Consider the following 12,899-nt stretch of genomic DNA (forward strand, 5'->3'; position numbering starts at 1 on the left):
ACGGGCCCGTCCGCATCGTGCCGGGAAAGAGGCGCGGCTGTGCGTTCCCGCGGCAGGTCTTGCCCGAGCCTTGCTTCCGTTCGCCGCCCGATGGAGGCCAAAGGGCGCAGGGAAGGCCGGGCGCCGGCGGCACCCGCACGTCCGTGCGCGATAGAAGTGCACACGGTTTGGACCACAGGTGATGCCGGTCGCCCGGCCTTCCCTGCGCGGATGGTTTTAACGGTGTCCTTCGTGCTCTCCCCGGGGAGCGATGCACTATTGCCCCCGTCGCCCTGCCGATCGCTGATACGCGCGCCCGGTCGGGCCGCCACATCACCGCAGGACTTGACGCACAGACCCCGGGCGTCAGGACCACGCGACTTCTCCGTCCGCGGACGGCCACGCCTGGTCATGCGCGTCATTCCGGGGCGCCCTGGAAGGGCGAGCCCGGAATCCATCGCACGGCAGAACGCGTAGCCCGATGGATTCCGGGCCTGCTTGCTGCGCGCGCATCCCGGAATGACGGAGCGGGAGGTGATTTCCTGGAAATTGCGAAGCCTATTTCCAGACGCGCGCCAATTTCAGCGCCAGCAGCCCCAGCGCGGCGCTGATGAGGCCCACCAACGCGTAGGATTGCGCGAAGACGCCGGTCTGAACAAAGACTTGCGCCGCGATAGCGAAGCAAACAGCCGCGAGCAGCAGGCAAGCGCAGCCGACGATGATCGACAGATAGCGTATCGCGACTGCGACTGGCCTTGCGGGCGATGCGGGATCGTTCATGCGGAATGACAACAGTGCAGCCGACGGCGGGTTCCTCCGTTGCTGCGCGCGAGCATCAATCGCGTGCGCAGCAATCGACGAGCGCGCGCCAGATGCGCTGGATTTCGACCGTCCTCTGAAGCTCCAGGACGTGGTTCTCGCTCGTTGGGGAGGATGGCGTCTCAGGGCGGGGTTCGCGCGGCACGATCCAGCGTTCGGATATCGGATCGTACCACTTGCCGAGACTGACCACGTTCGTCTCTCCTCGTTTTACCCCCCGGTGTATCGCTTATCCCTTGCGCCTGTTGCTTGTGTTCTGGGTGAGATTGCCGTGCGCCGCCTGCTCGCGAATATTCTGCTTCTCGTCGTCGCGGTGGCCCTTGGTGGTGTCGACCGGGACCGACGGCGCGCTGCCGGCGCCCTTGTGGCTCTGATTTTCTTCAGGAACAGGTTGCACTGTCTTCGTCAGCGGTTTTGTCATCCGCTCTGACTCCGTCGTTGCCTTCACGAGAGACAAACGCGCCCGAGGCGCGCGACGTTCCAAGGTCAGGCCGAAGTGATCGGCCGGCGATCGGCATGATGGTGTCGCGAGGCGGAGCTTCCTGGCTTCATCGAAGGGGCAGGCATTGGGCTCGATTGGGGGCGCATTTTCCGGAACGGGGCCCGACGGTATCGCCTGCCGCCCATCACCCGAAGCGGGCTTCCTGCGACGGCCGGCGCTTCGCCGCGTGGGCACGCCAGGTATCGATCGCTCTGTTCGCGAGCATCAACTGCCGGCGTTCACCGGTTCTGAGCTGGGCTTCGATGGCGTCGAGAAGGACGTTCGCTGTCTCGTCCGGAGGGCCGAGCTCTCCGCTCTGCTCCAGGAAGCTCCAGGCGATGAAGAATGCGCTCTCGACGGTGCAGCGAATGGACATACTCTGCCAACGCGGCGTGGCCGCAGCCGTTCCGCGCGGCGGGCGAAACTTGCGTCCGGCCGCCGCGGGCGGTGTCAGTTCTTCAGCACGATGCGGCCGACGACCTTGCCGGCGCGCAATTCGTCGATCCATTTCTGGACGTCGCCCATCGGCTCCTCGCGCATCGGCGTCGGCTTGATCTTGCCGGCGCGGGCGAGTGCCATCAGCTCCTTGGCCTCCGCAAGCGTGCCGACCATGAAGCCTTCGATGGTCATGCGCTTGTAGACCCATTGCACCATGGGCAGCGTGAACTGGCCGCCCATCAGGCCGGAGACCACGATCTTGCCGCCGCGCGCGGCGACCGCGACCGCAAACGCCATCGACTTCTCGTTGCCGGCGAAATCGACGATCTCGTCAAAACCGCCTTCGGTCTCCTTGAGGATGCGCTTGATCACGTCGGGCTCGGCCGGATCGTAGGCGTTGGCTGCGCCGTTCTTCAGTGCGGTGTCGCGCGCGGCCGGCGAGAGATCGGCGACCGTGATCGGCTGCTTGAACATCGCCTGCGCGAACGACAGGCCCATCATGCCGACGCCGCCGAGGCCGATCAGCAGCAGGTTGCGCTGGCGCGGACGGTCGACCAGGCGCTTGAGCGCGCCGTAGGCGGTGACGCCGGAGCACATCAGCGTCGCGGCCTGGTTGACGGGCAGGGGATCGTAGTCGAGCAGATATTTCGCGTCGGGCACAAGCACATGGGTGGCGAAACCGCCGTCGATGGAGACGCCGAGGAAGCGCTGCTTGACGCAGAGGTTCTCGTCGCCATTGGCGCAGTCGCGGCACTGGCCGCAGCCGATCCACGGAAACACCGCCTTCTTGCTGCCGACGAGGCCGCCCGGAACGTCGGGGCCGACTTCATCGACGACGCCGGCGATCTCGTGGCCGAGCGTGAAGGGCAGCGTCATGCCGCGCGTGGTGTCGAGCTTCTTGCCGCCGCCGAGATCGGCATAGCCGTCCTGGATGTGCAGATCCGAATGGCAAAGGCCGCAGCGCTCGATGCGCACCAGCACCTCGGCGCCTTTCGGCTTTGGCGTGTCGACGATGGTCTCGCACAAGGGCGCATCGAACTTGACCAGCGACTGCCGACGCATCAACGCCATTTTCTTTCCTCCGGAATTTCTGTCTTAGCCTTCGCTGCGTATATCCGCCAATTCACGCGCCATGGCAACAAAGCCGGATATCGGAATGGTCTCGGCGCGCCGCGTCGCATCGACGCCGGCGGCCTGCGCAAGCCGCGCCGGATCGACGCCGAGCGATTTCAGGCTTTGCCGCAGCATCTTGCGGCGCTGGCCGAACGCGGCCGCCGCGACCTGCTCGAGCATTTTTCGATCGCATGGCAAGGGCTCGGCGCGCGGCACCAGGCGCACGACGGAGGAGGTGACCTTCGGCGGCGGCACGAAGGCGGACGGCGCGATGTCGAACAGGATCTTCGTCTCGCAGCGCCAGTTGGCGAGCACGCCGAGGCGGCCATAGGCTTCCTCGTCCTCGCGCGCCACGATGCGCTCGCCGACCTCGCGCTGGAACATCAGGACCATCATGTCGTACCAGGGCGGCCATGGTTCGGTGGTGAGCCAGTTGATCAGAAGCTGAGTCGCGATGTTGTAGGGCAGGTTGGCGACGATCTTTGCGCTTTCGCCATTGAGCCGCGGACGCGGGTCGAAGGTCATGGCATCGCCGTGGACGATCTCGAGCCGGCCGGGATAGCGCGCGGAAATATCTTGCAGGGCGGGGATCGCGCGCTCGTCATGCTCGATGGCGACGACGCGCCTGGCGCCGAGCGCAAGCAGCGCGCGGGTTAGTCCTCCCGGGCCCGGGCCGATCTCGACGATGGTGGAGTTGTCCAGTGGCGCCGCCGCGCGCGCGATGCGCGCGGTGAGGTTGAGATCGAGCAGGAAATTCTGGCCGAGCGATTTGCGGGCCGACAGCGCGTGCTGGCGAATGACCTCGCGCAGCGGCGGGAGGTCGTCGATCGCGCTCATCAGGTCTTGGCAGCCGCCATGCGGCTGGCGAGCTCAAGCGCTGCGATCAGGCTCGCCGGATTGGCTTTGCCGGTGCCGGCGATGTCGAAGGCGGTGCCGTGATCGGGCGAGGTACGGATGAAGGGCAGGCCGAGCGTGACGTTGACGGCGTCGTCGAAGGCGACCGTCTTGATCGGGATCAGCGCCTGGTCGTGATACATGCAGACCGCGCAGTCATAGAGGCTGCGCGCGGCCTCGTGGAACATGGTGTCGGCGGGCAGCGGCCCCCTGGCGTCGATGCCGTCGTTGCGCAATGTCTTGAGCGCAGGCGCGATGATGGTCTGCTCCTCGTGGCCGAGCGAGCCGTCCTCGCCGGCGTGCGGATTGAGTCCGGAGACCGCGATACGCGGCCGCGCGATGCCGAAGCGGGATTTCAGTTCGGTCGCGACGATGCGCACGGTCGAGACGATCAATTCGCTCGTGAGCTGGGACAGCGCATCGCGCAAGGAGACGTGGATGGTCACGGGCACCACGGCGAGCCGCGGCGACCACAGCATCATCACCGGCTGCGGCACGCGGCCGTCCTCTGCGGCGAGCTCGGCGAGGAATTCGGTGTGGCCGGGATGGCGGAAGCCCGCGCGGTAGAGCACGCTCTTGGCGATCGGATTGGTGACGACGGCGCCGGCGCGGCCGGCCCGGACATCGGCCACCGCCTGGCGGATCGAGGCGAGCGCAGCCGGCGCGCTCGAGGCGTCGGGCTGGCCGGGTTCGGCCGTGGCGCGCTCGCCGGTCGCAACCACCGGCAGGGCTTCGGTGAAGGCGGCCGCGGCTTCGTGTGCGCTCACGGAGGCGATCCGGATCTCGGCGCCGAGCGCCTTACCCAGGGTCTTGTCCAGTGTCTTGGCGCGCCGCGCGATCAGCGCCTCGTCGCCGAGCAGGTAGAAGGCGGGCAGGTTCAGCTCGCGGCGCCGGAGCCAGGCTGCGATCGTGATGTCGGGGCCGATGCCGGCAGGCTCTCCCAGGGTCAGGGCGAGGGGCTTTGCTGCGTGGTTGGCCATCAGCGGTTGCGATATTCGATCATCGCCGCCTTGCGGAGCTCGTCGAGATAGGCCTTCTGGGTCTTCTCGTACTTCTCCTGATACATCTTCTCGCGGACCTCGCGCTTCTTCGGCGTGTCGATCATGGTCGGCTTGCGCGAGCAGAGCACCACCATCTCGATGCCCGCCTTGGTCACCTCCGGCGCGGTCAGATGGCCGATCGGCGTGTCGTCGAGCACCTTGCGCAGCGCCTCGGGCAGCTCCGCGGTCGTCTTGGTGACGCTCTCGCGGATGGTGGCGTTCGGCGTCGAGCGGAACAGCGAATTGGCCTCCTCGCAGCTCGCAACGCGCGAGCGATATTGTTCGGCTTCCTTCATCCGCGTTTCCTGAAAGGCCGGAGACGAGCCGCGCGGCACGATCAGCACGATCGGCTGCATCTTGTATTCGGTGCCCTCGATCTGCAGCTTGTCGCCGGCCTGGGCCTGCACCGCCTGCGCGACGTCGCGCTCGCCGACCATCAGCTTCTCCTTGAAGCGGCCGCGCACGAGGCTGGTCCAGACCATCTCCGACTTCATGCGGGCCTTCAACGTCTCCGGGCGGACGCCCTTGACCTCGAGCGACTTGGTCAGCTGATCCGTCGTGATGCGCATGCGCTGCGCCATGCCCTCGAAGGACTGGTTGATGTCGGAGACGCCGGGATCGACGCCGTACTTCTTGCCTTCCTTCAGCTTCACCCTGTCGTCGATCAGCTCGTTGATGACCTCCTGCCGGCTAGGGGTCTTCTGCGTCGTCAGCAGGTCGAGCTTGGAGCGCTGGTCGATGTCGAAATCGGTGATCGGATCGCCGTTGACCATGACGACGATGTTCTGCGCGCGCGACGGCGTGCCGGCCAGAAACAGGGCGGCGAGGACGAGGAGGAGGCGGAACAAAGGCAAGGCAGTCGTCATGGATCTCGCTCGCATGTCAGCCGCGGTGAACCTGCGATTGGGGCAACGCGGTCGGCACTTCAAACCGTTTACTGGAGGCCGCCGGTACTGCTGGTCGTCGACGAGGTCGCCAGCGTACGCAGCCCGAACGTGAACATGTACGCATGGCTCAGCACTGGCGGCGTAGTGCCCGCCGAATAGCTATACGAAGTTACATAGTTCGCCGCCAACACGAAGCAATCGTCGACATAGCCGGCGCCGAGCACATACTGGTTGATCTTGTTGGCCTCGAGGTCCCAGCGCGCCGAGCCCGACACCACCCAGTTGGTCGCGACCTTGAGCGAGCCCGAGGTCAGGATGCCCTCGCGGCGCGTCAGATAGCCGAGTTCCGGCTGTGCCGCGTAGTTGCCGTACATCACGCTGATCGACCAGCGATCGAAGTTGGCGCGGCCTTCCGCCTCGAAACGCTGGACGTTCCAGGTCTGCTCGTCCATGCGGGAGCGGACGCTGAACGTGTAGGTGCGGTTGGGCGAGTAGGCGATGCTCGCCACGTAGTCGGAGCGAGGCTTGTCGAGACCGGAATCCAGGCCCGTGTTGATGGAGTCCTGGACCGCGTAGGAGTTCATGCCGAACAGCTGGTAGGACTGGCCGAACAGCGTCTTGACGGCGCCGCCCCTGTCGAACTGCGTGGTGGCCTGCACGCCGACATTGGCGCGGCCGCCGCCCTCGACGCGGTCATAACCGGAGAACTTGTCGACGCTGAACAGGTTCGAGGTGTCGAACACCATGCTCTGCGCGTCCTCGTTCGGCAGCTTGCCGGCATAGGTCTCGTTCGGGCGGATGATGATCTGCGCGATCGGCTCGATGGTGGTCGAGCCCCAGGGCTGAACGTTGATGAAGGGATAGCGGTATTCGAGGCCGACGGTCGGCATCAGGCGGATCGCCTGGGTGTCGCCGACCGGCAGGTAGTTCGACACGCCCGGCTGGTTCGAGACCGAGGAGTTGATCGCATCGGCACGGAGGCTGGCGAACGGCGTCCAGATCTGGCCGAGCGGGTCGGTGAAGGATTTGCGCCACTGCGCTTCCGCCGTCAGGCGGGTATAGGTGCCGGGGAAGCCGCGCAGCAGGCACTGCGACGGCGTGCGCGCGAGCGGATCGGCCGACGCCGTCGTGCACAGGCTGTTGGTGTTGGCGAGCGTCGTGATCGGATCGAACACGGCGGTGTCACGCGACAGGTTCACGAAGTTGGTCTTGTAGCTGAACTCGCCGCCGAACACCGGATAGTTGAGCACGTTCGAGTAGTCGATCACGGGGTAGACGATCGGCACCTGGTTCTGGTTGCCCGAGAAGCTCAGCCAGTACATCGTGCGCGCGTCGAAGAAGCTGCGATTGCCGACGCCGGTCAGATAAAGCTGCGAGATCGCATCGGTCGGCAGGTTCAGGAACGATCCGAGCGGGTCCCTGTAGGCCGCGAGGCGATAGTCCGAGAAGAAATAGTAGTCGGACATCAGGACACCGTCCCAACCCCAGACCCATTTGTCGTTCAGCGCGAACTGACCCTTGGTGTCGATAGCGCCGCGGAACTGGCGGTCTCCGGGCTGCCCGGCAAAGGCCCCGGGATCGAGCTGGTAGATGCCGTAGGCGCGGATCTGATAGGCGCCGTCGATCAAGCGCTGACGGAATTCGCCTTGCAGCAACGCGCCCTGTCGCGACATGAAGCGCGGGGTGAAGGTTGCGTCCATGTCGGGCGCGATCGCCCAATAATAGGGAACTTCGGCGCCGAAGCCGGTGTTCGTCGTGCCGGGGAAGTAGCCGGGCATCAGGAAGCCGGACTTGCGCTTCACGGTCGGGTCGGGCGTCGAGAAATAGGGCATGTAGGCGATCGGCACGCCGAAGAATTCGAGCTGCGCCGTCTCGAAGTACAGCATCTTCTCCTGCTGGTCGTGGATGATGCGCGCACCCTTGACCTGCCACAGCGGCGGCTTCTTCGGATCGTCCTTGCACGGCGCGCAGGCCGTGTAGACGCCGTTGTCGAACACCGTGTAGTTGCCGCTGGACCGGTCGGCACGGGTCGCGGCCATGCGGGTCTGGTCGGCGGTGTCCACGCGCAGCGAATCGACGAAACCGTCGCGGTAATCGTCCGAGAGATCCATGATCTCGGCATAGGTGATCTTGCCGTCGGCATCCGTCATGCGGATGTTGCCTTCGGCATGGAGCCGCTTGGTCTTCTGGTCGTAGATGACCTTGTCGGCCTCGACGCTGGTGCCGTTGTAGAACAGCTGGACGTTACCGACCGCGGAGACGCGCGAATTGTTGTAGTCGTAGTCGACCTCGGTCGCCTGAACCAGCATCTGGTTGTCGTTGGCGGCCTTCGGCGGCTTCGGGCGCGGCGGCAGCGGATTATAGGTGAACTGGGCCGAGGCCGGCGCCACGGCTGCAATGTCGATCAGCCCGCCGAGCGAGACGGCAGCGACGACGGCGAGCAGAAGCCTGCGCACGGACAAGCCGCGCCCGTTCGCGCGCATCACAGTGCGGCGCGTCAAACGAGACACGGGCCCTCGATGGACGGCAGTCACTAACCGTCCTCCTGGTACAACAAGGCCAAAAAGCCGGTGAGGCCGCCCACCACCACGGGCAACCACGCCGCAGCGATCGGATGCATCAACTCAGCCTTGCTCAAGTCTTCAGTCACTTTCGACAGAACGTAGAGCAGAAAGCCTGCGCCCACGCCACTCAAAACCATCTTCTGCACGCCGCCCATCCGGAAGAAACGCAACGACACCGAGGCCGCGAGCATCACCATGGCGGCGAGCAAAAACGGCTGCGCCAACAGCTTGTGATACTGGAGTCGATAGCCGGCTGTCGCGAAGCCTGAGCTTTCGGAGGAGCGGATGTAGCTCGGTAGTTGCCAAAAGGACACAGTCTCGGGTGTGGAAAAGCTGTTGCGGACCTGGGCCTCGGTCAACGTCGTCGGAATCGCCAGAACGGCCTGCTCGATCGGCGGCCCGTCGAGCGAGAAGCGGCGGACGTTCCTGAATATCCACTGGCCGACTTCGAGCTCCGCCTCGCGCGCCTCGACGCGTTCCTTGAAGTGCTGCTCTGTGTCAAACCGGAACAGCGTGAGCCCCGTGAGCCGGACGCCCTGCTGCTCGCTGCGCGCCGCATTGATGATCGTTTGGCCGTCGTTGGTCACCTGGTTGAGCCAGAAGCCGGAGGCGTCCTGGATGCCGCCGCCGGGCGCCGAGCCGAACAGCTCGGCCTCCATGCGCTTGGAGAGCTCGCGCAGATTGGCCGACATCGGATTGTAGGCGACGGTGGCGATCACCCCGATCAGGAGCGCGCTGCCGAGCGCCGGCGAGATGAACTGCCAGGCCGAGACGCCGGCGGCGCGCGCGACCACGAGCTCGAGCCTTCGCGAGAGCGCGAGATAGCAGGTCATGGCGCCGATCAGCATGCAGAACGGCGTCAGTTTCTCCAGGAGCTGCGGCACCCGGAACAGCGAGGTCTCGGCCACCATGATCGCCGAGGCGGACGCAAGGCCGGAGGTCTTGCGCACCATCTCGATGTAATCGACCAGCACCAGCAGCAGGAAGATGCTGGCGAACACGCCGAGCGCCGCGACCACGAAGCGGCCGGCGAAATAGCGCCCGAGTGTATTGGTGAGCATGCTCATGCGGTGGCCGGCCGTCCGAACAACCGTGCGATGCGCGCGTTCGACCTGTTGATGGCCTCCATGAGGCGGGGCGGCGGCTCGACCACGATGCCGCCGACGATCATCCACATCCCGACGCCGATGGCGCCCAACACCATCGCGTATTGGACCAGCACCGCGGCGGGCGACTTCACCGCCATCACCGAGCAGGCGAAGCCAGCCATGCGCAGGCCGAACACTGCGACGATGGACGAGCCGATCGAGAAATTGCGGCTCTGGCGGGTGGTGCGAGGCGCACCGAGGAAGGCGAAGGTCAGCACGGCAAAGGCGAACGGATAGATCGGCGCCAACAGGCTGTCGTGCAAGGCCGAGCGGAACTGACCGGGAATCTGCTTGTAGACGGGATCATCCTCGGACGGCGAGAACAGCTCCCAGAGATAGCGCTCGCGGATGCCGAGGGTGACGTCGCGGCCCTGGCCGGAGAACTTCGACATGTCGAAGCCGTAACGGCCGAACGCCACCAGCGCGGGATCGCGCTTGCCGACCTCGAAACGCTGCAGGTTTCCCGTCTCCAGCACCAGGAACGATCCGGTGTCGTTCTTCATGACCTCGCCATGCTCGGCGACGATCGAGACGCGCTCGTTGGGATCGCGGCGGTCGTCGATGAAGATGCCGGCGAGGATGCCGCCCGGCAGGCGCTCGCGGATCCGGATCGTCAGGTTCTTGTCGAGCTGGGCGAAGCGGCCGGGCTGGAGGATGTTGGTGAGCACGTCGGCGGTGATCTCGGCGTCCCACTGCTTGATCCGCCGCATGCCGTCGGGCGCAAGATAGGCCGCGATGAAGGCGACCAGCAGGGCCACCACGCAGGTGGCGTAGAAGAACGGATAGAACAGCCGGAACGGCGAGAAGCCGGCGGCATTCATCACGATGATCTCGGAATCGGTCGCGAGCTTGTTCAGGGTGTGCGAGATCGCGATCATCAGCGCGATCGGCGAGATGATCAGGACCAGCGCGGGCACGACGAGGCTGGTGATGCCGAGGAAGGTGAGGATGGTCTGCCCCTGGCTCGTCATCAGGTCGATGCCGCGCAACGCCTGCGTAATCCAGATCACGCCGGTGAGGCTGACCAGGACCAGCGCAAACGACGCCAGCGTCGTGCGGAAGATATACCTATCGATTGACCCCATGCGCTACCGCACGAATCCCACCAAGTCCCCAATGTCGGCCGGAGTTCTGGCCGTCCAACCAATCCCCGGAAGGGGATCCCCAAGGTCGGACAAACAGCTCTTACGCCGGCTTACTCTCTCACTACCATCCCTTTGATCCGTCAACAAAATGGCTGCCCCGTGGCACCCTCAACATATGGTTAATATTTCCCTCTTGTGGCCTGGCGGCCACGGGCGGTGCTTGGCATCTGCCCGGCCGGTGGCCCATAGTGGGGAAAGTCCAGTGAATCGCCGTTCAGCGCCGGCCCGTGGCCGGACCCGTCGAGCGGCAAAAGCCCCATGTTTTAGAGGAGTTACCCATGTCCGATGCCATCAAGGTCGGCTTCGTCCCGTTGTCTGCTGCCGCCCGTGGCATCCTGGTCGTGTTCTGCGACGACGGTTTGAAGCTGGGCCCGGCGACCGCCAAGGCGCTCGGCGGCGCTACCGAACTTGTGAAGCGGGCGGCCTCGGCCGCCGCTTTCAAAGGTAAAAGCGGCGCCGCGCTGGACATCCTGGCGCCGGAGGGGGTGAAGGCCACCCGCCTGATCGTGATCGGGGCCGGCAAGGCGACAGGCCTGAAGGCGAACGACTTTCTCAAATTCGGCGGCGTGGCGGCGGGCAAGCTCTCCGCCACTGCTGCCGCGATGACCATCATGGCGGAACTGCCTGACGGCGCCATGACGAGCGAGCAGGCGGTTGCGATCGCCGCAGGGCTCCGGCTGCGCGCCTACAAGTTCGACCGCTACAAGACCAAGAAGAAGGACGGCGAGGAGGGCGGCTCACGCGCCGATATCTCGCTTGCGGTGGGCGATGTCGCCGCGGCCAAGAAGGCGTTTGCCTCGGCCGGCCATGTCGTCGACGGCGTGATCATCGCGCGCGACCTCGTCAACGAGCCGCCGAATGTGCTTTTCCCCGAGGAATTCGCACGCCGCGCAAGCCTGCTCCGCAAGCTCGGTGTCAAGGTCGAGGTGCTCGACGTCAAGGCGATGGACAAGCTCGGCATGGGCGCGCTGCTCGGCGTCGGCCAGGGCTCGACGCGGCCGAGCCGCACCGTGATCATGCGCTGGGACGGCGGCAAGAAGGGCGAGGCCCCGGTCGCCTTCGTCGGCAAGGGCGTCTGCTTCGACACCGGCGGCATCTCCATCAAGCCGGCCGGCAGCATGGAGGACATGAAGGGCGACATGGGCGGGGCTGCCTGCGTCGTCGGGCTGATGCACGCGCTTGCGGCGCGCAAGGCCAAGGCCAACGTGGTCGGCGCCATCGGCCTCGTCGAGAACATGCCCGACGGCAATGCGCAGCGGCCGGGCGACATCGTCACCTCGATGTCGGGCCAGACCATCGAGATCATCAACACCGACGCCGAAGGCCGCCTCGTGCTGGCCGACGTGCTCTGGTACGTGGCCAAGAAGACGAAGCCGAAATTCATGGTGGACTTGGCGACGCTGACCGGCGCGATCGTGGTCGCGCTCGGCACCGAGCATGCCGGCATGTTCTCCAACAATGACGAACTTGCCGACCGGCTGCTGACGGCCGGCATCGAGAGCGGCGAGAAGGTCTGGCGCCTGCCGCTCGGCCCCGAATACGACAAGCTGATCGATTCGCAGTTCGCCGACATGAAGAACACCGGCGGCCGCCACGGCGGTTCGATCACCGCGGCGCAGTTCCTGCAGCGCTTCGTCGACGGCACGCCCTGGGCGCATCTCGACATCGCCGGCACCGCCATGGGCGCGCCGAAGACCGACATCAACCAGAGCTGGGGAAGCGGCTATGGCGTCCGCCTCCTGGATCGCCTGGTGGCGGACCACTACGAGCGCAAATGATCCAAAATGACTGAAGTGCTGTTCTACCATCTGCAAAACATGACGGTGGAGAACGTGTTGCCGCCGCTTCTCGAGAAATCGCTCGAGCGCGGCTGGCGCGTCGTGGTGCAGTCGACCTCGGAGGAACGCGCCGATGCGCTCGATGCGCATCTGTGGACCTATCGCGACGATTCCTTCCTGCCGCACGCGACATGGCGCGTGAACGATGCCGCCGATCAGCCGATCGTGCTGGCGATCGAGGAGGACAATCCCAACGGCGCCCATGTCCGCTTTCTGGTCGACAACGCAGCGCTGCCGCAGGATGCGCAGGGCTATGAGCGCATGGTGCTGCTGTTCAACGGCGACGATCCGGACGCGCTGGCGCTCGCCCGCAGTGCCTGGACGGATTGCAAGGCGCGGGGATTTGATGTCACCTATTGGCAGGCCGACGAACGGGGTCGGTGGCAGCGGCGGAATTAGCGGTCGATCGCAATTAATGATAATTTGCACTTTACGGGTGATGCTGGCTTCGGCCACCTTCGTGCCGCAAAGTGATGTTGGGACAATCGTTTAGGGCTGGTCCTTCACGCGGGGAATTTAGTTTATCGTGCGACATCAAAAGCTTCCCGGCTCG

The 12,899-nt window shown here is 65.4% G+C and carries 13 protein-coding genes; 2 read left to right on the plus strand and 11 right to left on the minus strand.

The features are described 5' to 3' along the window. Positions 1 to 537: 537 nt before the first annotated feature. The 11 genes from ACE10W_RS17785 to lptF form a co-directional block, all read right to left on the minus strand. A complete protein-coding gene (locus ACE10W_RS17785) occupies positions 538 to 759 on the minus strand; it encodes a hypothetical protein (RefSeq protein ID WP_271556785.1) in 222 nt (73 codons plus the stop codon). A 55-nt stretch (positions 760 to 814) separates the two neighbouring features. Further along, positions 815 to 991 carry a hypothetical protein gene (locus tag ACE10W_RS17790; protein WP_202633022.1) on the minus strand — a complete coding sequence of 59 codons (177 nt, stop codon included), beginning with the start codon at positions 989 to 991 and terminating at the stop codon, positions 815 to 817. 36 nt (positions 992 to 1,027) lie between these two features. Beyond that, positions 1,028 to 1,219 (minus strand): hypothetical protein, encoded by a 192-nt coding sequence (locus tag ACE10W_RS17795; protein WP_271556786.1) that lies wholly within the window; start codon positions 1,217 to 1,219, stop codon positions 1,028 to 1,030. A gap of 205 nt (positions 1,220 to 1,424) precedes the next feature. Then, positions 1,425 to 1,655, minus strand: a complete 231-nt coding sequence (locus ACE10W_RS17800; RefSeq protein WP_028171091.1) for a hypothetical protein — start codon at positions 1,653 to 1,655, stop codon at positions 1,425 to 1,427. A 74-nt stretch (positions 1,656 to 1,729) separates the two neighbouring features. After that, positions 1,730 to 2,788: an alcohol dehydrogenase gene (locus ACE10W_RS17805; protein WP_110116073.1), complete on the minus strand. Its 1,059-nt coding sequence runs from the start codon at positions 2,786 to 2,788 to the stop codon at positions 1,730 to 1,732. Between the two features lie 24 nt (positions 2,789 to 2,812). Further along, positions 2,813 to 3,667, minus strand: a complete 855-nt coding sequence (gene rsmA, locus ACE10W_RS17810) for a 16S rRNA (adenine(1518)-N(6)/adenine(1519)-N(6))-dimethyltransferase RsmA (protein ID WP_271556787.1) — start codon at positions 3,665 to 3,667, stop codon at positions 2,813 to 2,815. Next, positions 3,667 to 4,704 carry a 4-hydroxythreonine-4-phosphate dehydrogenase PdxA gene (gene pdxA / locus ACE10W_RS17815; RefSeq protein ID WP_271556788.1) on the minus strand — a complete coding sequence of 346 codons (1,038 nt, stop codon included), beginning with the start codon at positions 4,702 to 4,704 and terminating at the stop codon, positions 3,667 to 3,669. Before pdxA ends, rsmA begins: the two co-directional genes overlap by 1 nt. Then, entirely contained in the window at positions 4,704 to 5,630 is a 927-nt protein-coding gene (locus ACE10W_RS17820) for a SurA N-terminal domain-containing protein (protein ID WP_028171094.1), read from the minus strand. The genes pdxA and ACE10W_RS17820 overlap by 1 nt, the downstream gene beginning before the upstream one ends. Positions 5,631 to 5,698: 68 nt before the next feature. Next, a complete protein-coding gene (locus ACE10W_RS17825; protein ID WP_028171095.1) occupies positions 5,699 to 8,185 on the minus strand; it encodes an LPS-assembly protein LptD in 2,487 nt (828 codons plus the stop codon). After that, complete coding sequence (gene lptG, locus ACE10W_RS17830) at positions 8,185 to 9,282, minus strand: LPS export ABC transporter permease LptG (protein WP_038966780.1); 1,098 nt, start codon at positions 9,280 to 9,282, stop codon at positions 8,185 to 8,187. The genes ACE10W_RS17825 and lptG overlap by 1 nt, the downstream gene beginning before the upstream one ends. Then, positions 9,279 to 10,448, minus strand: coding sequence for an LPS export ABC transporter permease LptF (gene lptF / locus ACE10W_RS17835; RefSeq protein ID WP_011086881.1), 1,170 nt, complete (start codon positions 10,446 to 10,448; stop codon positions 9,279 to 9,281). The genes lptG and lptF overlap by 4 nt, the downstream gene beginning before the upstream one ends. Positions 10,449 to 10,786: 338 nt before the next feature. Here lptF and ACE10W_RS17840 point away from each other — a divergent pair, with 338 nt between their 5' ends. Further along, on the plus strand, positions 10,787 to 12,286 hold the full coding sequence (locus tag ACE10W_RS17840) for a leucyl aminopeptidase (RefSeq protein ID WP_028171097.1): 1,500 nt from the start codon (positions 10,787 to 10,789) through the stop codon (positions 12,284 to 12,286). 6 nt (positions 12,287 to 12,292) lie between these two features. Further along, positions 12,293 to 12,745 (plus strand): DNA polymerase III subunit chi, encoded by a 453-nt coding sequence (locus ACE10W_RS17845; protein WP_011086883.1) that lies wholly within the window; start codon positions 12,293 to 12,295, stop codon positions 12,743 to 12,745. Positions 12,746 to 12,899: the final 154 nt, after the last annotated feature.

Origin of the sequence: Bradyrhizobium sp. B025 (assembly GCF_042257955.1) — a bacterium.
GTDB lineage: Bacteria > Pseudomonadota > Alphaproteobacteria > Rhizobiales > Xanthobacteraceae > Bradyrhizobium > Bradyrhizobium diazoefficiens.

Excerpts from the sequence above, each read along its gene's own strand:
- ACE10W_RS17785 (WP_271556785.1), bottom strand. The coding sequence starts at position 759 with ATGAACGATCCCGCATCGCCCGCAAGGCCAGTCGCAGTCGCGATACGC.
- ACE10W_RS17795 (WP_271556786.1), bottom strand. The coding sequence starts at position 1,219 with ATGACAAAACCGCTGACGAAGACAGTGCAACCTGTTCCTGAAGAAAAT.
- ACE10W_RS17800 (WP_028171091.1), bottom strand. The coding sequence starts at position 1,655 with ATGTCCATTCGCTGCACCGTCGAGAGCGCATTCTTCATCGCCTGGAGC.
- ACE10W_RS17805 (WP_110116073.1), bottom strand. The coding sequence starts at position 2,788 with ATGGCGTTGATGCGTCGGCAGTCGCTGGTCAAGTTCGATGCGCCCTTG.
- rsmA (WP_271556787.1), bottom strand. The coding sequence starts at position 3,667 with ATGAGCGCGATCGACGACCTCCCGCCGCTGCGCGAGGTCATTCGCCAG.
- pdxA (WP_271556788.1), bottom strand. The coding sequence starts at position 4,704 with ATGGCCAACCACGCAGCAAAGCCCCTCGCCCTGACCCTGGGAGAGCCT.
- ACE10W_RS17820 (WP_028171094.1), bottom strand. The coding sequence starts at position 5,630 with ATGACGACTGCCTTGCCTTTGTTCCGCCTCCTCCTCGTCCTCGCCGCC.
- lptG (WP_038966780.1), bottom strand. The coding sequence starts at position 9,282 with ATGAGCATGCTCACCAATACACTCGGGCGCTATTTCGCCGGCCGCTTC.
- lptF (WP_011086881.1), bottom strand. The coding sequence starts at position 10,448 with ATGGGGTCAATCGATAGGTATATCTTCCGCACGACGCTGGCGTCGTTT.
- ACE10W_RS17840 (WP_028171097.1), top strand. The coding sequence starts at position 10,787 with ATGTCCGATGCCATCAAGGTCGGCTTCGTCCCGTTGTCTGCTGCCGCC.
- ACE10W_RS17845 (WP_011086883.1), top strand. The coding sequence starts at position 12,293 with ATGACTGAAGTGCTGTTCTACCATCTGCAAAACATGACGGTGGAGAAC.